This window comes from Curtobacterium sp. VKM Ac-2889 (genome assembly GCF_015350855.1).
In the GTDB taxonomy this organism is placed as follows: Bacteria; Actinomycetota; Actinomycetes; order Actinomycetales; family Microbacteriaceae; genus Curtobacterium; species Curtobacterium poinsettiae.
This window is the reverse complement of the sequence record NZ_JADKSC010000003.1, coordinates 381,627-403,703: the sequence shown is the minus strand read 5'-3', so window position 1 is coordinate 403,703 and position 22,077 is coordinate 381,627. Positions and strand designations below refer to the sequence as shown.

Annotated in this window: 22 protein-coding genes and 1 tRNA gene; 14 read left to right on the top strand and 9 right to left on the bottom strand. The window is 72.3% G+C overall.

Translation table 11 applies throughout. The features are described 5' to 3' along the window. Positions 1-21 precede the first annotated feature (21 nt). From ITJ50_RS12090 to ITJ50_RS12080, 3 genes are read right to left on the bottom strand one after another with little or no spacing between them, the layout of a single operon-like run. Complete coding sequence (locus tag ITJ50_RS12090; RefSeq protein WP_056068335.1) at positions 22-555, bottom strand: hypothetical protein; 534 nt, start codon at positions 553-555, stop codon at positions 22-24. A 43-nt stretch (positions 556-598) separates the two neighbouring features. Next, entirely contained in the window at positions 599-1,462 is an 864-nt protein-coding gene (locus ITJ50_RS12085) for a hypothetical protein (RefSeq protein WP_194590580.1), read from the bottom strand. Further along, positions 1,462-2,106 carry a SatD family protein gene (locus tag ITJ50_RS12080; RefSeq protein ID WP_159556430.1) on the bottom strand — a complete coding sequence of 215 codons (645 nt, stop codon included), beginning with the start codon at positions 2,104-2,106 and terminating at the stop codon, positions 1,462-1,464. The genes ITJ50_RS12085 and ITJ50_RS12080 overlap by 1 nt, the downstream gene beginning before the upstream one ends. Positions 2,107-2,270: 164 nt before the next feature. On the opposite strand from ITJ50_RS12080, the gene ITJ50_RS12075 reads away from it, so the two are divergent. The 3 genes from ITJ50_RS12075 to ITJ50_RS12065 all read left to right on the top strand — a co-directional run bounded on the left by ITJ50_RS12075 (position 2,271) and on the right by ITJ50_RS12065 (position 5,745). Continuing rightward, positions 2,271-4,526 carry a hypothetical protein gene (locus ITJ50_RS12075; protein ID WP_194590579.1) on the top strand — a complete coding sequence of 752 codons (2,256 nt, stop codon included), beginning with the start codon at positions 2,271-2,273 and terminating at the stop codon, positions 4,524-4,526. Positions 4,527-4,580: 54 nt separating this feature from the next. Continuing rightward, a tRNA-Val gene (locus ITJ50_RS12070) sits at positions 4,581-4,653 on the top strand. A 534-nt stretch (positions 4,654-5,187) separates the two neighbouring features. After that, positions 5,188-5,745 carry an RNA polymerase sigma factor gene (locus ITJ50_RS12065; RefSeq protein ID WP_194590578.1) on the top strand — a complete coding sequence of 186 codons (558 nt, stop codon included), beginning with the start codon at positions 5,188-5,190 and terminating at the stop codon, positions 5,743-5,745. 46 nt (positions 5,746-5,791) lie between these two features. Here the strand turns inward: ITJ50_RS12065 and ITJ50_RS12060 are convergent, their stop codons facing one another. After that, entirely contained in the window at positions 5,792-6,346 is a 555-nt protein-coding gene (locus ITJ50_RS12060) for an NUDIX domain-containing protein (RefSeq protein ID WP_194590577.1), read from the bottom strand. Between the two features lie 194 nt (positions 6,347-6,540). Beyond that, positions 6,541-6,879: an ASCH domain-containing protein gene (locus ITJ50_RS12055; RefSeq protein ID WP_194590576.1), complete on the bottom strand. Its 339-nt coding sequence runs from the start codon at positions 6,877-6,879 to the stop codon at positions 6,541-6,543. A 187-nt stretch (positions 6,880-7,066) separates the two neighbouring features. Between ITJ50_RS12055 and ITJ50_RS12050 the strand changes: the two genes are divergently transcribed. Continuing rightward, positions 7,067-8,278 (top strand): FAD-dependent oxidoreductase, encoded by a 1,212-nt coding sequence (locus tag ITJ50_RS12050; RefSeq protein WP_194590575.1) that lies wholly within the window; start codon positions 7,067-7,069, stop codon positions 8,276-8,278. 57 nt (positions 8,279-8,335) lie between these two features. Here ITJ50_RS12050 and ITJ50_RS12045 read toward each other — a convergent pair whose 3' ends face one another. Continuing rightward, a complete protein-coding gene (locus ITJ50_RS12045; protein ID WP_042538984.1) occupies positions 8,336-9,319 on the bottom strand; it encodes an aldo/keto reductase in 984 nt (327 codons plus the stop codon). Positions 9,320-9,410: 91 nt separating this feature from the next. Between ITJ50_RS12045 and ITJ50_RS12040 the strand changes: the two genes are divergently transcribed. Beyond that, on the top strand, positions 9,411-9,830 hold the full coding sequence (locus tag ITJ50_RS12040; protein ID WP_194590574.1) for a MerR family transcriptional regulator: 420 nt from the start codon (positions 9,411-9,413) through the stop codon (positions 9,828-9,830). Here the strand turns inward: ITJ50_RS12040 and ITJ50_RS12035 are convergent. Continuing rightward, on the bottom strand, positions 9,787-10,959 hold the full coding sequence (locus ITJ50_RS12035; protein WP_194590573.1) for an acyltransferase family protein: 1,173 nt from the start codon (positions 10,957-10,959) through the stop codon (positions 9,787-9,789). The two genes, ITJ50_RS12040 and ITJ50_RS12035, sit on opposite strands and share 44 nt — an antisense overlap. A gap of 117 nt (positions 10,960-11,076) precedes the next feature. On the opposite strand from ITJ50_RS12035, the gene ITJ50_RS12030 reads away from it, so the two are divergent. The 6 genes from ITJ50_RS12030 (at position 11,077) to ITJ50_RS12005 (ending at position 15,289) form a co-directional block, all read left to right on the top strand. Further along, positions 11,077-11,763: a response regulator transcription factor gene (locus ITJ50_RS12030; RefSeq protein ID WP_040418670.1), complete on the top strand. Its 687-nt coding sequence runs from the start codon at positions 11,077-11,079 to the stop codon at positions 11,761-11,763. Next, complete coding sequence (locus ITJ50_RS12025; protein WP_017885713.1) at positions 11,760-12,923, top strand: sensor histidine kinase; 1,164 nt, start codon at positions 11,760-11,762, stop codon at positions 12,921-12,923. The genes ITJ50_RS12030 and ITJ50_RS12025 overlap by 4 nt, the downstream gene beginning before the upstream one ends. Positions 12,924-12,933: 10 nt before the next feature. Further along, a complete protein-coding gene (locus ITJ50_RS12020) occupies positions 12,934-13,176 on the top strand; it encodes a hypothetical protein (protein ID WP_194590572.1) in 243 nt (80 codons plus the stop codon). Positions 13,177-13,204: 28 nt separating this feature from the next. Continuing rightward, positions 13,205-13,996, top strand: a complete 792-nt coding sequence (locus ITJ50_RS12015) for a hypothetical protein (protein ID WP_194590571.1) — start codon at positions 13,205-13,207, stop codon at positions 13,994-13,996. Positions 13,997-14,094: 98 nt separating this feature from the next. Then, positions 14,095-14,748, top strand: a complete 654-nt coding sequence (locus tag ITJ50_RS12010; RefSeq protein WP_152427135.1) for a hypothetical protein — start codon at positions 14,095-14,097, stop codon at positions 14,746-14,748. A 64-nt stretch (positions 14,749-14,812) separates the two neighbouring features. Further along, positions 14,813-15,289: a hypothetical protein gene (locus tag ITJ50_RS12005; protein WP_017885709.1), complete on the top strand. Its 477-nt coding sequence runs from the start codon at positions 14,813-14,815 to the stop codon at positions 15,287-15,289. A gap of 144 nt (positions 15,290-15,433) precedes the next feature. Here the strand turns inward: ITJ50_RS12005 and ITJ50_RS12000 are convergent, their stop codons facing one another. Next, complete coding sequence (locus tag ITJ50_RS12000) at positions 15,434-17,605, bottom strand: phosphocholine-specific phospholipase C (protein ID WP_194590570.1); 2,172 nt, start codon at positions 17,603-17,605, stop codon at positions 15,434-15,436. 241 nt (positions 17,606-17,846) lie between these two features. On the opposite strand from ITJ50_RS12000, the gene ITJ50_RS11995 reads away from it, so the two are divergent. Beyond that, a complete protein-coding gene (locus ITJ50_RS11995; RefSeq protein ID WP_017885707.1) occupies positions 17,847-18,596 on the top strand; it encodes a GntR family transcriptional regulator in 750 nt (249 codons plus the stop codon). Positions 18,597-18,680: 84 nt separating this feature from the next. Here the strand turns inward: ITJ50_RS11995 and ITJ50_RS11990 are convergent, their stop codons facing one another. Continuing rightward, positions 18,681-20,018 (bottom strand): nucleotide disphospho-sugar-binding domain-containing protein, encoded by a 1,338-nt coding sequence (locus tag ITJ50_RS11990; RefSeq protein ID WP_194590569.1) that lies wholly within the window; start codon positions 20,016-20,018, stop codon positions 18,681-18,683. A 132-nt stretch (positions 20,019-20,150) separates the two neighbouring features. Here ITJ50_RS11990 and ITJ50_RS11985 point away from each other — a divergent pair, with 132 nt between their 5' ends. Then, positions 20,151-20,837, top strand: a complete 687-nt coding sequence (locus tag ITJ50_RS11985; RefSeq protein ID WP_194590568.1) for a hypothetical protein — start codon at positions 20,151-20,153, stop codon at positions 20,835-20,837. A 210-nt stretch (positions 20,838-21,047) separates the two neighbouring features. Beyond that, complete coding sequence (locus ITJ50_RS11980) at positions 21,048-22,040, top strand: endonuclease/exonuclease/phosphatase family protein (protein ID WP_194590567.1); 993 nt, start codon at positions 21,048-21,050, stop codon at positions 22,038-22,040. Positions 22,041-22,077: the final 37 nt, after the last annotated feature.

The following is a 22,077-nucleotide window of genomic DNA, read 5'->3' as shown; positions in this document are numbered from 1 at the left end:
CGGGGTTCAGCCGACCGGGGTTCAGCCGATCGTCGAGACGCCGCGACGCAGGAGCGCTCGCGCTGCCCGGGCACGGGGGATGACCCAGACGGCCGCCCACAGGGCCATCGCGCTCCAGAGCAGGATGAGCATCGTCGTGATGAGCGTGCCGTGCTGGTCGCGCATCGACCACGTCATCGCGATCCACAGCACGCCGAGGACGACCTTGCCCCAGCCGGCGCCTTCGCGGTCGGCCTGGGCCTGCACGAGCGGGATCCACTGGTCTGCCGGCACCCCGGCGGGCACCTGGCCGTCGGCGATCCACTCGCGGACGACGATCGACCGTTCGTAGCCGCCCTCGGCGCGCCAGGCTCGGCGCTGCAGGACGACGGCGATCGCGGCTCCGGCCGCCGCGGTCGGGATGCCGACCGAGACCAGGACGGTGGTCGTCGCCTCGGTCCACGACGACAGGACCAGCATGACCAGCACGACGGCGAAGGCGGCACCCGTCACACCTGCACCGAGCAGGCGGAGCCGCCCGGCTTCGTCGAGCACACCGACTCCGACACCGTTCACGCAGGAGAGCGTACCTGCGGACATCGGGGGCCGGGTGCGTTCGTCAGCCCAGTGCCAGCAACCAGCACATGCCGGCGGCGGAGAAGGCCATCGCCCAGCTCACCAGGCTGCCGATCAGGAAGTACTCTGCCTGGTACCCGGTCGTCTCGCGGCGGATCTCGGGGAACCGGACGATCCCCTTCGCGGCGATCAGGGCGGCGACGACGGGGAAGGCGCCGGCCAACGAGAACCCGGCCAGCAGCAGCCGCTCGATCGGGCCGATCATGCGTCCGCCCTTGAGGGTGACCGTGCTGTCCGCGGCTGCGGCTGCGTCGGCCGCGGGTGCCTTGGCGGTGCGGCGCCAGCCGAAGCGCTTGCGGCGGGTCTGCTCGGCCGCTGCCGCCGCGTCGGGCCGTGCGTCGGACGACAGCCCCTGTGGCAGCGCCTGGGCGACGACCACGTTGGCCGAGTCGACCAGGAACAGCGCCGAGCCGACGCCGGCGACGATCGCTGCGAGCGGGACGGCTCCGACGAACGTCGGGCCGGCGTCGCGGTGCCAGTCGGCCACGAAGCCGGGCGCGTCCGGGCCCGGCGCCCAGAGCAGCAGCACGGCGACGGCGACCGCGAGCAGGACGGCCGGCCAGGACCCCGAGCGGCGGAGCCAGGGGAGTGGTCGATCCCGACCGCCGGGGGTTCCGCCGGAGCGCACCGGGATCGTGGTCGCGACCCACAGGGCTGCGAGGACGACCGTGACGAGCGCCGACCAGACGGCGAGGCCGAGGCCGAGCACCGCCGTCGTCGTCACGGCGGCCCAGAGCAGGACGATCACGGTGGTGGTCAGCACGCGCCGTGGTGCCGCGTCCGTCCCGGTCCGTGCTCGGACGACGTCGGCCAGCCCGACGAGGGCGAGGAGGACACCGGCGAGCATCAGCGGCCCCCGTCCCCGAGGACGCGGAGGCCCTCGACCACGGCTGCCACGCCCGACTTCTGCACGGTCTGGGACACCGCCGACGGGCTGATCCCCTCGTCCGCGGCGATCTGCGCCTGCGTCCGGCCCTGCACGAGCCCGAGTGCGATCCGGCGGGCGCGGGGTGCGAGCCGCGAGACGACGTGGTCGCGACCGAGGAAGTAGGCGTTCACGAGGCGCTCCGTCGTTCCGTGGCGGTCGTCCGCGTCGTGGTACCAGGACCGGAGGAACGCGGTCCGGCCGTCCTCGCGGCGGTGGGTCTCGTTGATGGCGTCCCGCGCCGACCACCAGCCGGGGCCGTCCTGCAGGGGGCCGCCGCCGCCGGTACCGATCGTCCGGACCTGTCCGCGGCCGATGCCGAGCCGGATCTGCACCGTCTGGGGGAGCGCGAGGGTCGCTGCCGTGGTCGCCAGCAGCGCGTCGGTGAGCGTGCCGTAGATGACCTGGAACTCGTCGCCGACGGTGGCGCGCAGGGGATCGAGGGCGGTGACGTCAGCGGTACTGTCGAACGCGCGCTCGACGTCGTGCTGGGCTGCGGAGCGGTCCGCGAGCGTGCGGGAGTCGACCAGGTCGACGATCACGGCGAACACGGGCTCGGGCTGCATGGGTTAAGCGTAGAGCTTCATATCGTTGAAAGTAAGGTTTGGGCTAAACCATTCGGGTCGGTCGCTCGTGCACCGGGGCGGGCTGACGGCTGAAATGTCACCTTCTGGACGTGTGCCGTCGAACCTGACAGCATGGGCGGACGCTGTCGGAGGGGGACGAGCAGATGGATGATGCACGACCGGGGACGGGTGTCGCAGGCGCCGGATCGACGGGGACCGCGGTGCGGCGGCAGTACGGCCCACCACCCGTGCCGCTGATCGTCTGGAGCGGTGGCCGTGCGGTGTTCGCCTTCGGGGCGCCGTTCGCTGCCGGGCTGTTGCTGGCCGGGGTGGTGCTGTTGCTCGGCGTACCGGGTGGTCGGGTCGCCCTGGTGAACGGTGCGTTCGCGGCCCTCGACGGGACCGGGGTGCCTGCGCCCCTCTTCGCCGTGGGCGCGGTCATCGCGGCGCTCGGGCTCGGTTTCGGGGTGACCGCAGCCACCGTGGTCGTGCTCGCGGCCGCAGACGATGCGGTGGCGGGGCCGCGCGACGCCTGGCGGTGGTCGGTCCACCACTGGCGGCTCGTCGTCGAGGCCGCTCTCGTCGCGTTGGTGGCGGTGGCGGTGGTGACGGCCACCGCTGTGTGGTGGCGGGCAGGTGGATGGGGCACCGTCGTGATCGTCGTGCTGCTGGCGGTCGGTGCCGTCATCGTGGCGCCGCTGCTGCTCGGCTGGGCGCTGGTCGTGGCCGGTGTGCCCCGTCGATCGGCCTACCGTCGCGCCTGGGGATCTGGTCGGGTCATCGTCCGTGGTGGACACGAGGCGACGGCGACGCCACGTCGTGCGCTCGTCGGGGGAGCGACACTGGTGACGGTGCTCGGGGTCGGCGTCCTGCTGCTGCTGCGCCTGTTGCCGCCGTCGGCGCTCCGGAGCAGCGTCGTCGTGGCCTGGTGCTGCATCGCCGTGACCGGCCTGGTGCTGGTCGTCGTCGCGATCGCGGTGCGCGGGGCCGCAACACGGAACGACGGCGGTCGGCTCCGGTCACCGCTGACGACGGACCCGGTGGCCGGGGGACGACGGGCGCGACCTGGACTCGTCGGAGCGGGCGTGGTGGTCGTCCCGGCGGTGGTGTTCGCGGTGATCGTCTCGAGCAATCCGATCGGCGTCGTGCAGTACGACGCCGCCCCTGCGGATGCGCGCGGCCTGCTCGGCGGCGACATCGCGGACGTCGGAGGCCGGACGGCGGTCGTGAGCACGCCGTCGACACCGCCCAGCCGTCTGCGGATGTGTGGGGACGCGTCGTGCGACACCCCCGTCGAGATGCCCGGCCTGACCGGCGGCTCCGCGATCGGGAGCGCCGGCGACGGTGGGTTGCTCACCGCCCAGTGGAAGGTGCGGTTCGACGGCGAGGAAGCGCAGCAGTACGAGCTCGAGGTCGTGCACTCACGCGCGGACCAACTCGATGTGGCACCGAAGTCGGACGGTGCCGCCTGGCCCGCGGGGAGACGGGCGGAGAAGCGTGACTCCGCCGACGAGGCGCCGGCCGTGGACCGCCCGGAAGGGCGCCGCACCACGGTCGCCGCCGTCGACATCGTGGAGACCGAGCAGGGGCGCGTCAGCTACTGGATGACCGACGTGGCAGTCGCGAGTTCCGGCGACCGGCCGGTCGTGGTCGGGATCGCCCGCGGCGGTGAACCGGAAGGACGCTCGCACCTGGTCGCCGTGTTCTGCGAAGACGTGTCCTGCGCCGAACACACGGTTCGGCAGGTGGCGCTGCCGTGGATCCCGCCGCTGGACCACCAGGGTGTGGACGTCGCCGTCGCGCCGGACGGCACCGCCGTGGTCTCGCTGGTGTCCGAGACCGACGCCGGTTCACCGACCTTCTCCGCCCTGCGGCTGGTGTCGTTCCGCCCGGACGGCGGCCAGCCCGTCGTCCGCGACCTGTCGCACGCGATCCCGCCGGGCAAGCCGGTGCGGGCGTGGGACGAGGCGTACGACGCGCGGGTGGCGATCGGCGGCGACGGGAACCCGGTCGTGCTCGCGCGGTCGAACGGGATCGCGACCCAACGGCTGACGTTCTGCGCGGATGCGTCGTGCTCGTCTTCGTCACACACGGACATCACGCCGAACGGGCCGACGAACCTGCTCCCGGCGTTCGTCATCGACCGATCGGGGCGGCCACTCGTCGCGGTCCGTGACGAGGAACGCGGCACCCTGGGACTCCTGTCGTGCCGTGATGCGCGGTGCACCGGTTCCGAGCAGACGACGATCGCCCGGTTCCCGCCGCTGCAGGACGCACGGTCGAGCACCGGCACCCTGGCGATCGGCCTGACCGCCGACGACACCCCGATGGTGCTGTCCGGTGGTGCGACGGACGACCGGGACGAGGACGTGCCTGGCCTCGTGATCCGGTGCGATCGACCCCGGTGCGGGACGTCGTGACGTGCCTGCTCGGTTCGACGACGATCGAGCGCTGACACTCTAGGATCGTGGTGAGGGCCTTTAGCTCAGCTGGTAGAGCGCCACGTTTACACCGTGGATGTCGTCGGTTCGATCCCGGCAGGGCCCACTCACGAGGCCGGACCAGAACGTGCTGGGGCTGCGCCACAACGCATGCAGTCCGGCTCGGGACCACGGTGCTGCAGGGTCCGTTACAGAGACCGAAGGCCACGACCGAGCGGTCGGAACTCGTATGCTCCGACCATGGGGATGAACAAGGACCAGCAGCTCGCCGCGATCGTCGGGGGTCTGGTTGCAGTGTTCGCCGGCGTCGGTGTGATCGTCGCCTTGGCAACGGGGCTCGTCGGCTCGTAGACGATCGCCGCCGCATCCACCGCGTCGCCGACCGGATCGCCGCGGTCCCGTTCTCTGCCTCGGTAGAACGTCCGGTTCCGGACCGCGCTTCCGCAGCGAGCGGTTGTCGTTCCGGCGTCCTGGCCCTCGCACTGGGGACCTTCGCCCACCGACCCTCCTGCTCCACGAGTCCGAAACATCCTCACGCAATTGATTCGAGGAGTGGACCCGTATGTCGATGACGACACTGCAGCAGACCGCGTCCGCCCCGACCGGGGTGCTCGAGTCCCCGGTCCGGCGACGGAACCCAGTGAAGGAGCAGCACGCATTCGCTCCGCCGGCGGCACCGATGCGAGTGGCTCCCGACGCCGTGGACGATCGCGCGTTCGCGATGATCGTCGGGCGGAATGCTGCTCTGCTCCGAACGATCGCCGTGCGGATCCTGCGCGGGTCCAGTGAAGCCGACGACGTCGTGCAGGAGACCTTCATCGCCGCGTGGACCCATCTCGAAGCGCTGCGCGATGCTGACGCGATCACGGCATGGCTCGTGACCGCGGTCCGACGCCGGAGCTTCGATCGGCTCCGGAGTGCTGCGACGCGGTACCGGACGCAACTCGATGAGACGGCTCCTGTGTCCGTCGACAACGCCCCGGGAGCCGTCGCGGAGCGAGCATTGCTGGTCGCAGCCGCGCAGCGGGTCATTGACGGTATGGCGCCGATGCAGCGACGGTGTTGGGAGTTGCGCCATCTCGAGCGTCGGTCCTACGCCGAGATCGCCGCGGCGCTGGGTCTGCCGCACTCGACCGTGCGCGGTCACATCGCGCGTGCGCGAGCTGTGGTCGATCGGTCTCTCGTCAGCTGGCGGTGAGGCGGCGAGGTCGATCGATCAGGGTCTCCGGCCTGGCGCAGGGGTGTCACCAGCTCTCGTGCGGCGGAGACGTGCGCTCTCGGGAGTCGTCGGCGGCCAGGATCGTTGCCGTCGCCGCGGGCCACAGCGCATCCAGCCGCGGCCCCCACGGGGCCGCCATCACCCCGCTCGTGCGAAGCGTGCTGACCTCCGACAGGGAGACCCAACGCCAGTCCATCACCTCGGCAGGATCCGCTCGCACCGCTGACCCACTCGGCTCCTGCACGACGAAGAGGTCCACGAGCGCCGTCTCCTCGGTGAAGCGGCCGACGCGGCGCAGCGCCTCGGGCTCGACGGTGACGTTGGTCTCCTCGAGCAGCTCTCGGCACGCAGCTGCACGACCAGTCTCGCCTGCGAACGCGCTCCCACCGGGGAACTCCCACCCGAAGGCGAACTCCTTCGTCGGCGCCCGCTGCGTGAGCAGGACGGTTCCGTCGGCCCGGTGGACGCACACCGTGACCACCAGATGGAACGCCCCACCCGGCCAACCCGCGTCACCGCGCCGGAACGTCCCACCCGTCGGCACCCCGGCCGCGTCAACAAGATCCCACCACTCGTCCACACCGCCAGCGTAGGACGAACCGGCACGCGCAACGTCGAGATGCGGTGTCGGCAGCGGATCGGCTACCGGCCGCCGCCAGCAGATCGGCGAGCGAGACGTGTTGTCGGGGTGCTGGCCAGGTTCCCGAGACCCGCAGCGCTCCGCACGCGCTCGATCCCCGGACAGCGGACCGCGACGACACGCAGCCGGAACGGCTATCGAGCGGGCTTGATCGAGAGTTCGGCCACCTCGACGACAGCATCGTCCGGCATGTCGGGGTAGTAGTTCTCGCGGAGCTGCTGCCCGAAGAGCCGCATGTCCGTCTCCGGAGCCTGGCGCGCCTGTTCTGCGGTGAGGGTGTCGAGCCGGTACTGGTGCACGGCGGTGATCGTGCCGGCCAGCGGTTCGGCAGTCGGGTGGTCGTCGAACACGAACGTCGCATCGCCGACCCGCACGGATTCGTTCCACCGGACGGTGGTGACCTTCTCGCCGCTGATGATCGCTTCGTGGTGCTTCTGGTGGAAGTGGACGGTGGACGGGTCGGAGTCGGTCATGCATCCACCTTGCCGGATGGCGATCGAAGGGCGCGGGAGTCCGACGGCGCGCTGTCCAGCGAGTGAGCCTGCAACGCTTCTCAGCGCACCTGGTCGCGTCCGGTCATACGATCGTCTCACGAGCGCAACCCCGGCAGGTCCGGCGCGAGTGCGACGACTTCCGTGACGAGACGAACGGGTTCATCGCATGCACGCAATCGTCGTCGGGGGCGGTGTCGCAGGCCTCGCCACAGCCATCGCGCTGCACCGAGCAGGGCACGTCCCGATCGTGCTCGAGCGGAGCACCGGCGCTGCAGACGACGCCGGATCCTGGTTGCAGGTGGCCAGCAACGGGGTCGGAGCGCTCCGTGCGCTCGGTCTCGGCGCCGCCGTCTCGAAGATCGGGGTCCCGACGCCGCGGTTGCAGACCTTCGACCCGAAGGGGCGGCTGACCGCGGAGCTCCCGCTCGGGCTCCAGCAGGAGGAGGGCGCGACCCGTTCGCTGCAACGAGCCGATCTCCACCGGCTCCTCCGGACCGACACGGAACAGCGGGGCATCACGATCATCCAGGGCGCCCGGGTGCTGAGCGCTGTCGACGAGGGTGACCGGGCGAGCGTGCTCACCGAGACGCTCGAGCGGTTCACCGCAGACATCGTCGTCGGCGCCGACGGCATCGGTTCCGCTGTCCGACGCACCTTCGGGAGCCACGGACCCGAGCACGGTGGCGCAACCCCGACGGATGTGCTGGCTCCCGTCGTCAACGTCGGTGGCAGTTCCTCCGGCACCGGGCTCACGGAATCCGAGACCGGTCCCGCAGGCACCCTGCAGTTCCGGTTCGGCAGGGATTGCTTCGTCTGCACGTTGCGGGTCGACGCTTCCACCGTCATGTGGTTCGCGAACCCCCGGCTCAGCGCCGTGGACGGCGGCGCCTCAGCTGCAGTCGGGATGACCGGAGCCGAGTGGGTCGCGATGCTCCCGCGTCTCGTCGGGCGGGACGTCCTGCCGACGCCTGCCCTGCTGGCGGGCTCGGCCGACGTGGACGTGTGGGCGTCGCGCACCACGCCGCGCCCGGTGCGGTGGGGATGCGGGCGGATGGTCCTCGTCGGGGACGCGGCACACGCGATTCCTCCGACGGCGGGGCAGGGTGCTTCCCTCGCTCTCGAGGACGCCGTCATCCTCGGTTCGCTGGTGGCGAGTGGCGTGCCGGCAACGACCCTTGCGGTCCACATGCACGAGCGACGCGGTCAGCGTGTGCGCGCCATCACGCGCCAAGGGGAGTTGTTGGACACGAGCAAGACGCTCGGCAGGGTGGGATCCATCGTCCGCGATCGGTTCGTCCTGCCCGGCGCAGCGTTCACGGCGCGGCGAGACCGTGGGGGACCTGCGGCGTGGATGTACCGGTTCGACCCGTCGACCTGATCCGCGACGAACCTCCGAGCAGCAGGGTGCAGTGAGCACTCCCGCCACGCACCTCGGTCAGCCGCGGTCTCGCGCCATCCCGGCCTCGGTGTTGCGGGCGCCGACGACGACACCGTGCGGTGCGGCCGCCTCGATGCGATCCAGGTCGCCGTCGGTGAGCACCACGTCGGCAGCGGCGACGTTCTCCTCGACACGCGATGCCCTCGTGGTGCCGGGAATCGGCACGGTACCGGCCCGGATCAGCCACGCGAGGGCGAGCTGCGCCGTGGTGACGCCCTTCTCGTCTGCGATGACCGTGAGTGCGTCGACGATGCGGAGGTTCGCGTCGATGGCTTCGTCGGAGAACCGGGGGAGGTTCCGTCGGGCGTCGCTGGCGGGGAGGCCGTCCTTCCTGGTGATGTTCCCGGACAGGAACCCCCGCCCGAGCGGTGAGAAGGGCACGAACCCGATGCCGAGCTCCCTGGCGGTGTCGAGGACGCCGTTGTGTTCGGCGTCACGCTCGAACAGGCTGTACTCCGACTGGATCGCGGTGATCGGGAACGTCGCGTGCGCACGGCGCAGGGTCTCGGCGGAGGTCTCCGAGACGCCGATGGCACGGGCCTTGCCGGCGGTGACGGCTTCAGCCATCGCACCGATTGTGTCTTCGATCGGCACGTTCGGGTCGGCGCGGTGCAGGTACCAGAGGTCGACGTGGTCGGTGCCGAGGTGGCTGAGGGAGCGGTCGATCGCGCGGCGGGCGTGCTCGGGGGACCCGTCGAGTCCGATCGGGGTGCCGTCGTCGGCGAAGTCGGTGGCGAACTTCGATGCGACGACCACGCGGCCCCGGTCGGCGCCGAGGACCCGGCCGAGCAGCTCCTCGTTCGCGAACGGCCCGTACGCCTCTGCCGTGTCGAACAGGGTGATCCCCGTGTCGAGTGCGCGGCGGATGGTCTCGACGGACCCGGCTTCGGTGGCACCGCCGTAGAAGGCACTCATCCCCATGCACCCGAGCCCGAGTGCGGACGTGACGAGGCCTTGCGAGCCGAGGGGGAGTTGCTGCACGGGAGTGCTCCGTTCTTCTCCGGGGAGGACCCGGGCGAGGATGACGATCCACCCTGGTGCGCACACCATGTCAAGTGCGAGACTGCGCCCTGTGCTGCTTCCCGAGGTCCACGTCGTCGAACCGGTGACGATCGGCGTCGCGGCGGACGTGCTCGGGATCACCGTCGACACGATCCGCTACTACGAGAAGGAAGGCATCGCGCCCGCGCCCGAGCGTGGTCCGGATGGATGGCGGCGGTACGACACGGCTGCGCTGCGCTGGCTCGCCGGGACGGTGATGCTCCGCGGTACGGGGATGAACGTGCAGGAGATGCGTGAGTACGCGGCCGCGTACCGAGCCGGTGCCGATGACGCCGAACGACTCGCGCTCCTCGAGCGCCACCACGCGGTCGTGCTGGAGCGACAGGGTGAACTGCTCCGTCACCTGGCCGCGTTGGAACGGAAGATCGACGCGTACCGCCAGTCGATCACCGACGGGAACGTGCGACCGTCGGGCGGATCAGCTGCCTGAAGCCCTGGTCCGTTCGTCCGGCCTCCGGCCCACCTCGAGCAGCGGGCCGCAGTCCGCGGAGCAGGAGTCGGCGCACCGGGACCTCCACCGCGTCGTGCAGGACGGACGCGACGGCGAGTGCGGCCACCAAGGCCAGCAGGGTCAGGAGCACGCTGGTCACTCCTCCGGCGGCCGTGCCCGGGGGTCGGAAGGCCAGCACCGCGTCGATCGTCAGGAGATGGACGAGGTAGAACGCGAACGACCTGGTCCCCAGGTGCACGAGCAGCGGAGACGACAGGCCGGTGGTGCGTCCTTCGACGTCCGCCCTGGCGAGCGCGGGCAGCAGCAGCGAGAACCCCACGACCGTGCAGCCGGTCAGTGCGAAGCGCGACGTGGGGTGCAGGTCTGCGGCGAGGAGGCCCGCGACCGTCAGCAGGACGGGGACCGCGAGTCGTGGTCCGCGCCAGGCGCCCGAGCGCACCAGGGCAGCGGTGAGGGCACCGAGCAGGAACTCCGGGAACCGTGCCGGTGGCCAGCTCGCCGGGACCGGAGAACCGGGCAGGTGCGGCACGAGCACCGGCGCGACCAGGACGAGGACGGCTGCCAGCGCGGCGAGGGCCGCGAGCACGGCGGGGTGCGCGGAACGGAGCAGCCGGATGAGGAACGGGAACGTCAGGTAGAAGAACGCTTCGCAGGTCAGCGACCACGACACCGGGTTCCCGGCTTGCCACCACGGGGCGTGCCAGGCGTTGACGAGCAGGACGTTCGCCACGAGGGCTGCCGGCGACGTCGTCCGGATGCCCGGCAGAAGTGTCGCTGCCACGATGATCGTGGCGAGGACGGCGACCAGGTGGAGCGGCCAGATCCGCGCGGCACGGCGGGCCCAGAAGCGCAGTGCGGCTCGCACCGGTCCCGCGGTGTCGTCGTCCGCGCGGTCCGACCAGGCCAGGACGAAGCCGGAGAGCATGAAGAATAACGAGACGCCGGTGTCGCCGCTACCGACCACGGCACTCAGGGCCGTCTGCGCGGTCCCGTCGAAGTACCCGAGGTTCCGCACGTGGTAGGCGAACACCCCGAACGCCGCGACCCAGCGCAGGCCGGTCAACGACGGCAGGACGGGGTGCTCGAGCGCGGGGTCGGTTCTGGACATGCCCTCATCGGAACAGTCGGCACGTCAGCCGGGCGTCTGGTCGAGCGCATACGCTCCGCATACATCCGATCTGCTGTGCTGACCGGGTCCGGATCGGCCGGAGCAGCGAGGAGCGACGTGCGGGTACTGGTGGTGGAGGACGAGCCGTTCCTGGCGGAGGCGATCCGCGCGGGCCTGCGGCTCGAGGCGATCGCCGCCGACACGGTGGGCGACGGGTTGGCCGCGCTCGATCAGCTGGCCGTCCACACGTACGACGTGGTCGTGCTCGACCGGGACATCCCCGGTCTGCACGGGGACGACGTCTGCGCCCGGATCGTCGCTGACCCGGAAGCACCGAGCGTCCTCATGCTGACGGCGTCGACGACACTCGCTGAGCGCGTCCACGGCCTCCAGCTCGGGGCCGACGACTACCTCGGCAAGCCCTTCGACTTCGAGGAGCTCGTGGCACGCCTCCGGGCGCTGAACCGTCGAGCACGTCGCGCGGTCGCACCGGTCCTCGAGACGGCTGGTCTCCGGCTCGATCCCTTCCGACGCGAGGCCTACCGCGACGGCCGCTACCTGCGCCTGGGGCGCAAGGAGTTCGCGGTCCTCGAGGTCCTGCTGCGTGCCGACGGCGGGTTCGTGAGTGCCGAGCAGCTGCTCGAGCAGGTGTGGGACGAGCACGCTGACCCGTTCACCAACGCGGTGCGGCTGACCATCTCGACCCTGCGGAAGAAGCTCGGCAGTCCCGACGCCATCCGGACGCTGCCCGGTGTCGGGTACGCGGTCGCGCCGGGTCCAGTGCACGAGGGTCCGGAAGCATGAGGATCGCCGCGCTGCGCCGTCTGTCGATCCGGGCGCGCCTCACCCTGACGTACACGGCGCTGATCCTGCTGACCGGTGCCGTCATGCTCGCGGTCGTCTTCGCAGTCCTCGCCATCGTGCCCGGCTACGCGTTCACGGCGGGCCCGTTCCCCTACGGATCGACCCACGACGTGTACGAGATCACCGGCCGCGACGACGTCCTGCGCCTCTTCGTCATCGTCTCGGTCCCGGCGTTGCTCGTGGTCGGGGGCATCGGTGGTGTCGTCAGTTGGCTCGTCGCGGGCAGACTCCTCCGCCCGCTGCGCGACATCATCACGACCGCCGACCGGCTCGGTGCCGGCACGCTGGACGCCCGGGTGGACGTCTCGGGTCCACCGGACGAGATCCGCGACGTCGGTGCGACGCTGAACCGGATGCTCGACCGCCTGGAGACCGCCTTCGTCAGCCGGTCGCGGTTCGCGGCGAACGCCTCGCACGAACTCCGGACGCCGCTCGCCACGATGAAGACGATGCTGCAGGTCGCCCTCCGCGCACCCGACGGGCCGGACCGGACGCAGACCCTCGAACGGCTGCTCGTCACCACGGACCAGATGATCCGCATGACGACGGCGCTGCTCGACCTGGCACGGGGGGACGAGCCCATCGACGCACGCCCGGTGTCGCTCCGCGACGAGGTCGCGGCCGCGCTGCTGGCGGTGGACGCAGAACGCCTCGCCCGGCGGATCGTCGTGTCGGTGCAGCTCGACGACGTCGTCGTGCTGGGCAACCGACCCCTGCTCGGGCAACTCGTCGGCAACCTGATCCGCAACGCCGTGGTCCACAACGTCTCCGGCGGGAGCCTACGGGTGGTGCTCGACGCTCGGTCCTCCGAGCTCCGGGTCGAGAACGACGGCGAGGTGATCCCGACCGACGAGGCGCACGAGTTGACGGAGCCGTTCCGACGACGCCACCGCACGCGGACGGACGGGAGCGGGCACGGGCTCGGCCTGCCGCTCGTCGCGATGATCGCGGCCGTCCACGGTGCGGAGCTGACCCTGACGGCGCGAGCTGTCGGCGGGTTGACCGCTTCGACCCGCTTCCCGGATCGGCAGCCACCAGATCCGGCAGGACCCAGCCGATCGGCACCCCGGGTCCTCGGCGATCACCCCGGCGTCCGGTAGCGTCAGCGCCATGACCGAGACGCAGCGACGCAGTCTGCTCGAACGGCTGATCGGCAAGCCCCTGCCGTGGCTCGTCTGGGGGTGGGCGGTGATCGCCCTGGTCTGGCTGGTGCTGGCCGTCGTGGAGCCGTCCCGGTTCCACACCGAGATGGCGGTCCTCTGGGGCATCCTCGTCGCCGTGCAGATCGGCTCGGTGCTCGTTGCCCGTGCGCACAGCCGCAAGCGTGCTCGGGGCGCAGGGAAGGACTCGTGACCGGTCCAGGGCCGGGGCGACCAGCGCGATGAACCCGACCGAGGACGCCGACGCCGATGCCGAACGTGCGCGGTTGGAACGCATCGCCTGGGGAGCCGCGTCCACGCCGGCCGACGCGGCCGACGCGCGGAGTGCCCTCGCCGCTCGCTCCGGCGCCGATCTGCACAACGCCGACCCGCACAGCGCCGACCGCGCACCCGGAGCCGACGCGCACGGAACGCGAACCGCCGACCGCGGAACGGATGCGGACGACCGCGGCAGGGGCCTCCTGGCCGGTGTCCGCCAGCGAGCCGGTCGCATCCGACGCTCCGACCACCGCGTCCTCTGGACCCTCGGCGCAGCCGCCGTCGTGATCGGTTTCGTCGCGGGGACCGGGGTCGGACTGTCGCTGGGGGCGCGCCCCGTCGACCCCACGAACACCGTCACGCCGCCAGCCGGGGCGGTGACGATCGACCAGCGGTTCGAGCAGCCGCAGACCGTCGCCGACCGGCCGCCAGCGGGGATCGCGACGCCGATGGAACGCTCGAGCACCCGTCTGGTGTTCACGAACCGATCGCTGTCGGGCGACGACGCGGCGACACCGTGGAACGTCTGGGCCGGGGTCGGTCGGGACGGTTCGACGATCTGCCTCGTCGCGTCGGCCGACCAACTCGAGGGCACGAGCGCCTGCTGGCCGCGCGGGGCGGCGCTGCACGGACGGGTGTCGCTGTCGGCGACGGCGCTCAGCGGGACGCTGACGGTCCGTCTGGTCGGCGGCGGGGTGCGGGCATCGGTGACGACCGGCGCCGAACCGATGTACACCGCCGGTCCGGTCGGCTGATACGCGAGCCCGAGCGGCGCGCCGTCGATCGGACCCGTAGGCTCCGAGTCGGACCGACCGGTGCACGGGGCGCACGGCGGGATCCGAGGGGGAACCACATGTCCATCACATCCAGGATGACCACGGCGGGGACAGCGGCGGCGATCGTCGCGCTCGCACTCTCCGGCTGCGCCGGCACCGGCACGACGGCGCCGGGGACGCAGCGGGCCGCCCCGCAGTCGTCGACGCCCACGCAGACACCGACGCCGACACCGTCGGCTGCACCCACCGTCGACGCTGCCACGAAGGACCTGTCGTTCGAGGACGGCGCCGCGCTCTCGTCGAGCACCCTGCCCGCGTTCGGGCTCGAGGTCTCGGCACTCGACGGCTGGGAGCAGACCGGCGAGGACCAGACCAGCGGGTCCAGGGAGTACACGAACGCCGACGGCTCCGTGGCGACCATCACGCAGCAGCGGCTGACCGACCTCGACCCGACGATCGGGGACCGCGCCGCCACCGAGCAGCTGTTCACCGCGGCGGGTCTCCCGGGCGACCGGCTCGAGGAACAGCTGCTGCCGACGATGACCGGTGGGACCGCGCAGTTCCTGTCGATCGCCGGGCACAACACGGACGGTTCGTGGTCGGCGACGGTCGCGCGCGCCTTCGCGAAGCCCGGGGCCGCGCTCATCGTGAAGGTCCGGACGACGTCGCAGGAAGCGCTCCGCCCGGACCTGCACGACATCCTGGTCAACGCGAAGGTGGTCGTCGCCTAGGACCGGAACCGGAACCGGAACCGGTGCGACGGGTCGCCGCGACGGGTCCCTATGCTGAGTCCTCGTGCGCCGCTCCCTTCGACTGCTGACCGTCCTCGTGATCGTCTTCGTGTTCGCCGCCGGGCTCCTGGGGTCGGTGGTGTTCGTCCAGCGCGTGCTGGCGGATCCGGGCAGTGACGTTGCGTGGGTCGGTGTCGTCCGGAGTCTTGCTCTCCTGGTGATCGGGGTCGTGCTGACGCTGCGTGGGCGGCGTGCCCTGCCCGCCCTCGGCGAAGCGATGACCCTGCACGAGGCGGTCGGCCCGGTCCGGCCGCTCACGATCGTGGTGTGGGCCTTCCTCGGTGCCACCATCTACTCGACCCTGCGCGGCTGGACGGTGATCGTCCCCGTCGCGGCCGTCGTCGGTGCGGTCGTCGTCGGGTTGCCGTTCGTCGACCGCCTCCTGGACCGGGTGCTCGCCCGGCAGGCGGCGCAAGCCGACGCCGAAGCCGCGACACCGGTCGCTCCGGTCGCACCCGCCGGGACCGCCGCCGACGCGTGAGACAGCAAGCGAGACGGCACGCGGGACGGACGTGAGACGGTCACGAGACGAGACGGGAGGCCCAGTGCCAGCTGGCACCGGGCCTCCCGTCTCGTCGTCGACGCGGCCTGACCGCCCCTGCCGACCCCCACGGGTCGGCTCGCGTCAGCGCTCCGCGCGCCCGGCGAACCGGTACCGGAACCCGGGCACACCGTCCGCGGTGACGACCACGTCGTAGTAGCCCCACTCGTCGAGCGGCCAGTGCATCGTCTTGTGCCCGGACCCACGGACGTGCGCGGTCTCGCGGTGCTCGACGAAGTCGTTGGCCACGAGTTCGAAGCGGAGTTCGCCCGTGCCGGTGTTCTCGAGCAGGAGCTGCAGGGTTCGCCGGCCGCGGGTGTCCCGGACGACGGAGACGTGCGGGACACCACCGGTCGCCCGGCCGCCGACCGTGACGGTCCCGGCGAAGCGCCGGAGGAACCGGTCGGGTCCGTAGACGCTGACGTCGTACGCGCCGCCGGTCGTCGTGGTGTCCCACACCCAGTCGGCGCTCGCTCCCACGGGGACGGTCTTCGGGTGGGCGGCGAACGGCATCGCGGTGTTCGGGTACACCAGGAAGTTGACGCCCTGGCGGCCGTCGTTCGCGAGCGCCACGGTGACCCGACCGGTGCGGTGGTCGACGGTCGCGTCCGCGTGCTGTCGGTAGGGCAGGGGCCGACGGCGGACGGTGCCGGGCTCCTGGACGGGCACCGTCTGCGCGCCGATCGCGGGTTCCTCGATGGGCGGCTTGGCCTGGTCGGCGTCGGCGGCAGCGACCAGCGCGCGGGTCTGCTCGATGCCGGGGACGACGTCGGCGCCGGGGATGCTCGGGTCGGGGGCACTGAAGTCGAAGCAGCTGGTCAGGTCGCCGGAGACTGTCCGTCGCCAGTCGGAGATGTTCGGCTCGCGGACCCCCGTGACGTGTTCGAGGAACTGGATCACGGAGGTGTGGTCCGCCACCTGCGAGTTGACCCACCCGCCACGGCTCCAGGGGGACACCACGGTCATCGGCACGCGGGCACCCATGCCGATGGGCAGGCCGTCGACGTACTCGTCCGGGGTGCCCGGTTCGGCGAACGGGGGGACGACGTGGTCGAAGTACCCGTCGTTCTCGTCGTAGTTGACGAGCAGGACGGTCGAGGCCCAGGTGTCCGGGTTGCTGAAGAGTGCCTGCACCACGGCGTTCGTGTAGTGGGCGCCGTAGTCCGGGCTGGCCGCGGGGTGCTCGCTCCAGCCGTAGGGGGCGACGACGTACGACACGGTGGGCAGGCTGTTGGTCGCGCAGTCCTGCCCGAACTGGCTGAGCAGGTGGGTGACGTCGAGGCCCTTGCCGGAGTTCGGCTTCCACCCGTCGTGCAGCCCGGCACGCGCGGCGAGCTCCTGCTGGGCGGGGTCCGAGGATGCGAGGGCGCGGTGGTACTGCTCGAACAGCCAGAGCGGGTTGTCGCCGTAGTCGCCGACGTAGGGGTCGGCGGAGCTGTCGCCGACCTCGTCGTTGGCGTAGGTCTTCCAGGTGACCCCGGCAGCCTGCAGCCGTTCCGCGTAGGTGGTCCAGGCGAACACCGGTTCGTAGTCCGCCGGGTTGTCGGTCGCCGGTCCGCCCTGGGTGCCGCGGGGGTCGATCGTGCCGGACCACTGGTACAGGCGGTTCGGCGTCGTCGGCCCGTTGAGCGAGCAGTGGTAGTCGTCGCAGACCGTGAAGGCGCCGGCGAGTGCGCGCTGGTAGGGGATGTCCTCGCTCGTGAAGTAGCCCATCGTCTGGGCGCTCTTCGCGTCGACCCACCGGTTCCAGGCCCCGCCGTTCCACGCGGTGTGCCCGCCACCCCAGGAGTGGTCGAGGCCGTCGGCGTTCTGCGCGTTGAACCGCGTGGTGTCGAGCCGGAACGGCAGCATGGCGCCGCCGTCGGTGCGGGCCGCTGCCGGCTGGTGGAAGACGTCGTGTCCGGTCGGCAGCTCGAGCGCCTGCTTGTCGGAGAACCCTCGGACCCCGGGCATCGTGCCGTAGTAGTGGTCGAAGGACCGGTTCTCCTGCATGAGCACGACGACGTGCTTGACGTCGGCGATCGTGCCGGTGGGGACGGCACGGGCGGTCGCGGCGCTGGCACGGTCGGCCGCGCCCGGTCCGAACGCGGAGCCTGCGGCGACGCCGGCCATGATCGCGGCCGCGCCGCCGACCAGGACCGTGCGGCGGCTCAGACCGGGGCGGACCGCTGCGGTGTACGCGGCGTCCGGGGTCAGCGGTGGTGCGGCGTCCAGGCTGACGTCGGGTGCGCCGTGTTCGGGCTTCCTCGTGCTCATCGCGGGCCTTCCAGATCGGTGGGGAGTGCGGGCGCTGCGGGGGAAGAGCACCCGTCAGCATGACAACGAGGTGCGCTGAACCGTGCCTGGCCCGGTCGTGGCAGCGGGGTGAACGCGTCCGGTGGAATCGGGATCGACCTGTCCAGGTGCGCCGTGGCAGGACCCTGTCATCTCAGGGTGGCTGCCACCAGAACTCCGACGCACCTGGACAGGTGGAGCTGGGGCGGGGGAGGATCACGGGGTGCGACCACTGTTCCGGGACCTCGCCGAGGACCTCGCCGACCGGGTGCTCCGCGGTGAGTTCGACGCCACCGGGCTCCTGCCGGGCGAGCACGACCTGGCCGCCGACTACGGGGTGGCGCGCGGCACCGTGCGGAATGCCCTCGGTCTGCTCCGCGACCGGCAGGTGCTGACGGCGCGTCCGGGGTCCCGTTGGCGTGTCCGGACCGCGACGCTCGGCCACGACGCCGGCGCGCTCGAGTCGTTCGGTCAGCTGGCTCGGGCCAGGGGACACGAGCCGGGTGGTCGGGTGGTGGCGGTCGAGGAGCGCCCCGCCACGATGAGCGAGCGGCGGTTGTTCCACGCCGCGCCCGACGAGCCCGTCCTGCACGTCGCGCGGGTGCGCTCCCTGGACGGCGTCGACGTCATGCTCGAGCGCACCGCCTACGCGCCGTGGGTCGCCGCGGTCATCCGGACGATCCCGGGCGGGCAGACGTCGGTGTCCGCGACCCTGCAGGACCGGTTCGGCATCCGGGTCGGCTCCGCCGTCACCACCGTGGACGCGCTGCTGGCGGACGACGCCGACGCCGCGCTCCTCGGGGTGCGGCCCGGGGCGGCGCTCCTGCAGGTCCGCCGGTCGAGCACCGCCGAGGACGGCCGACCGCTCGAGGCCGGCGACGACCGGTACGTCGCCGGGACGGTGCCGCTCCGGATCCGGACGGCGTCCGCAGCGGCACCGCGGGTCGGCGCCGGGCCCGACGACGCGGGATGAGACGGACAGGAGGCGCGGTGCCAGCCGGCACCGCGCCTCCTGTCCGTCTCCGTGCAGCCCCACGACGTGGGCCGGCAGGCGGGGTCAGCGTCGCTGGGTGCCGCCCGCGGTGGCCGCGGCGACGGCCGCCGCCAGCCCGGCCTCGATGACGTCGACGGGGTCCGGCAGGGCCGCGATCGACGCCGCCACCTGCCGGCTGCGGGCGCGGTGGGTCGACGTGCTGAGGACCTCGAGGACGGCCCGACGGATCGCCCGAGGCCGTGGTGTCCCGGAACGCAGGTTCCGCCCGCACCCGGCCCAGGCCACCCGGGCGGCGACCTCCGGCTTGTCCTCGGTCGACCCGGCCACCACGAGCGGGACGCCGTGCGCGAGGGTGCGCTGCACCCCGCCGAACCCACCGTTCGTCACGACGACGCTGCACCGCGGCAGCAGCTGGTCGTAGGGCAGGAAGGTCGCCACCCGGGCGTTCGCGGGCAGGGCGGTGCCGAGTGCGCGCTCGAGCTGGTCGACCGGGCGGCCTCCCGTGGTCGCGACGACGAGGACGTCCTCGTCCGCCAGGGCGCGCAGGGTCGGCGCGAGGAGCCGGCCGAGGTCGACGGTGTCGATGGTCCCCTGGGTGACGAGCACCACCGGGGTGTCGGTGTCCAGGTCGTCCCACCACGCGGGCAGGTCGGCCGCGGAGGTCGGCGCGGAACGGGCCACGACCGGACCGACGAACCGGACCGTGTCCGGGAGCTCGCGGCGCGGGTACTCGAGCTCCCGGACGCTCATCTGGAACAGGGTGTCGAACGCGCGGTACGCGAAGTCGAAGGTGTCGATCGTCGACGGCGGTGCCCCCACCTCGGCGAGCACGGCGTCCACCGCGCGACGCAGCGGCCGGGTGAGGACGGGGTGGAGCGCCGCCGTGAGCAGTCGGTTGCGCGCGCGAGCCACCGGCCCGCGACCCGGGGGGAGCGCGGTGCCGAAGGGTGCCGCGTCGACGCTGGTGAGCGTCACCGGGGTGGTCGCGATCCCGAGCACGGGCAGACGCTCCGCTGGTGGCAGGGCCAGGTACGGCGCGAGCCCGGTGAACGACGCCTCGCCGAGCACCGCGTCGAAGCGCCCCGCGGCCAGCAGCGCCGTCAGCTCCCGGTACTGCGACGGGATCGCCCGGACGAACATGGCGATGATGCCCTCGCGGACGACCGCGATCCCGCGTGCCGCACTGGCGTCGGCGAGCCGCTCCTGCAGGTCGGCGTCGTCGAAGTCGACGTCGGCCGGCAGCGCAGCGAACCGGAGCCCCGCGCCGACGACGAGCTCGCGGTACTTGGTGCCGGTCAGCACGGTGATGTCGTGGCCGCGCACCGCGAGGACACGTCCGACGTCGACGAGGGGCGCGAGGTGGCCGTAGACGGGCGGTGAACAGAGCAGGTACGAGGACACGGGGCCGCTTTTCGACGCTGGGGATGACCGGACGCTCGGAGCGTAGGTGCGGCGAGCACGCGCGTGGCGCGGCACGGACTGGGAATGGGTGAGAGTCCTCGAGCATCCGCACCGGGGCGTTAGGGTCGCTGCATGACCACACCCGCGGGGGCGAGTTCGGGCAACGGCTACTGGCGCGGCCAGATCTGGGCGACGGCCCTGCTCGGCGTCGGGATGGTGGCGTGCAGCGTCGTGCTCTTCCTGGCGGATCCCGACGAACCGGGACGCGGGCTCCTGACCGCGTTCGGCGGCCTGCTCTTCCTCACCACGTTCGGCTGGGCGGTCGACGCGGCGACCCGATCGGACCCCCGACAGCGCGCGCTCTTCGCGTGGGCCGTCGCCCAGCACGAGGCCGCGGGGCACGGCAACGACGTCCTCGCGCTGGCCGATGCCGCCCGTGCCCGCGACGGTGCGCTCGACGCCGAGCGGATCCGGGCACTGCAGGCGCTCCGGCCCGACAACCCGTACCCGGGCGGCCCGCTCGACGACGACGCCGACAGCGTGGGCGGCGAGCCGGACGACGCCGGCGCGAACCGGCTCGGCATCGCCCTGCTCGCGCTGTTCTTCGCCCTGACCGGCCTGTGCTGCAGCTGCTGGCCGTCGGTGTTCGTGCTCGGGTGGCCGTTCCAGTTCATCGCGTCGATCCTGGCCGTGGTCGCGATCGTGCGGCCGGGTCGCGGGCGACGGCTCGGCGTCGTCGCGGCGATCGTCTCGGTGCTCGGCACCCTGGTGACGGTCGGCGTGCTCGTGTGGGGCGTCATCGAGGGGGTCGGCAGCTAGCTGCCCGCGGTCGCGCGTGCGGCCCGCGACGTGCGCGGTGGCGGACGGGAGGCACGGTGCCGGCCGGTGTCGCGCCTCCCGTCCGTCGTCACGCGGTCCACGGCGTGGGCTGGCGCAGCGCGCCGCTGCGGTGCCGGGACCCAGCAGGATCCTCAGCGCGTCGTCGCCGTTCGCCGGCGGACGAGGGGGTCCGTGCGCGAGGATCCAGGGGTGTCTCGTCGTGCGGCTGCTGTCCGGACCACCGTGGTGGTCGCGACCCTGCTGGTCGGTGTCGCCTTCGTCACCGCTCCGTGGCTCGGGATCGGGCGAGCGCCGGTGCTCGCCGCCGTGCTGCCGGCACGTTCCCTCGTGACCGTGGGGCTGGCCGCCGTCGGCCTCTCGCTGCTGCTCGTCGCCGTCGTCGTGCGTCGCGTGCGACTCGTTGCCGCGTCGGTCGGTGTGGTCGTGCTCGTCGTCGCCGTGGCCAATACGGCCGTCCTCGGCGCGCGGGGGTGGGACGTCGGGGCCGTCAGCGGTGCGGGTGACTCGCTCCGGGTGTTCGAGTGGAACACCAACGGGGGACTCGTCGGTCCGCAGGGTGTCGCCCGGGCGGCGCTGTCCGCACGGGCGGACGTCGTCGTGCTGCCCGACGCGGGGGACCGACGCGCTGCCGCCGCGGTGGCGCGTTCGATGGGCGAGCACGGTCGGCCGGTGCGGCTGTTCATGCGCCGGCAGGGCGCGCAGGTGGCGGTGCTCGTCCGCGCCGACCTGGCCTCCGGAGCGTCGATGCGTCCCGGTGTCGACCCGGTGAAGACGATGACGGTGTCCGGACCGTCGATCCCGACGATCGTCGCGGTGCACGCCCCGCAGCCGATGCTGCCCGGCGGCCTGGCGGGCTGGCGGACCGACCTGCGGTGGATCGGTGAGCAGTGCGGCCGCGGCGCGGACGTCATCGTGTCGGGGGACTTCAACGGATCGGTCGACAGCTTCGACGGCGGCCGCCTCGGGTCGTGCCGGGACGCCGCGTCGGCCGTGCACGCCGCGGCACTCGGCACGTGGCCGACGTGGCTCGATCCGCGGCTGGCGATGCCGATCGACCACACCCTGGTCGGTCCGTCGGCCGGTCCGTCGGCCGGTGTCGTCCGGTCGTGGAGCGTGCTGACGGCCGAGGACCACTCGGGTGCCCGGCACCGGCCCACCCTGACGGTCGTCACGCGCACCTGAGGCGGACCACGGCCCGGTTTCGGCGTGCGGGGCCGTT

Coding starts and splice junctions, on each gene's coding strand:
- ITJ50_RS12085 (WP_194590580.1), bottom strand. CDS start 1,462: ATGCTCGCCGGTGTCCTCCTCGCCCTCGTCGGGCTGGCCGACGTCGTC.
- ITJ50_RS12080 (WP_159556430.1), bottom strand. CDS start 2,106: ATGCAGCCCGAGCCCGTGTTCGCCGTGATCGTCGACCTGGTCGACTCC.
- ITJ50_RS12075 (WP_194590579.1), top strand. CDS start 2,271: ATGGATGATGCACGACCGGGGACGGGTGTCGCAGGCGCCGGATCGACG.
- ITJ50_RS12055 (WP_194590576.1), bottom strand. CDS start 6,879: ATGACCGACTCCGACCCGTCCACCGTCCACTTCCACCAGAAGCACCAC.
- ITJ50_RS12050 (WP_194590575.1), top strand. CDS start 7,067: ATGCACGCAATCGTCGTCGGGGGCGGTGTCGCAGGCCTCGCCACAGCC.
- ITJ50_RS12035 (WP_194590573.1), bottom strand. CDS start 10,959: ATGTCCAGAACCGACCCCGCGCTCGAGCACCCCGTCCTGCCGTCGTTG.
- ITJ50_RS12025 (WP_017885713.1), top strand. CDS start 11,760: ATGAGGATCGCCGCGCTGCGCCGTCTGTCGATCCGGGCGCGCCTCACC.
- ITJ50_RS12020 (WP_194590572.1), top strand. CDS start 12,934: ATGACCGAGACGCAGCGACGCAGTCTGCTCGAACGGCTGATCGGCAAG.
- ITJ50_RS12015 (WP_194590571.1), top strand. CDS start 13,205: ATGAACCCGACCGAGGACGCCGACGCCGATGCCGAACGTGCGCGGTTG.
- ITJ50_RS12010 (WP_152427135.1), top strand. CDS start 14,095: ATGTCCATCACATCCAGGATGACCACGGCGGGGACAGCGGCGGCGATC.
- ITJ50_RS12000 (WP_194590570.1), bottom strand. CDS start 17,605: ATGAGCACGAGGAAGCCCGAACACGGCGCACCCGACGTCAGCCTGGAC.
- ITJ50_RS11985 (WP_194590568.1), top strand. CDS start 20,151: ATGACCACACCCGCGGGGGCGAGTTCGGGCAACGGCTACTGGCGCGGC.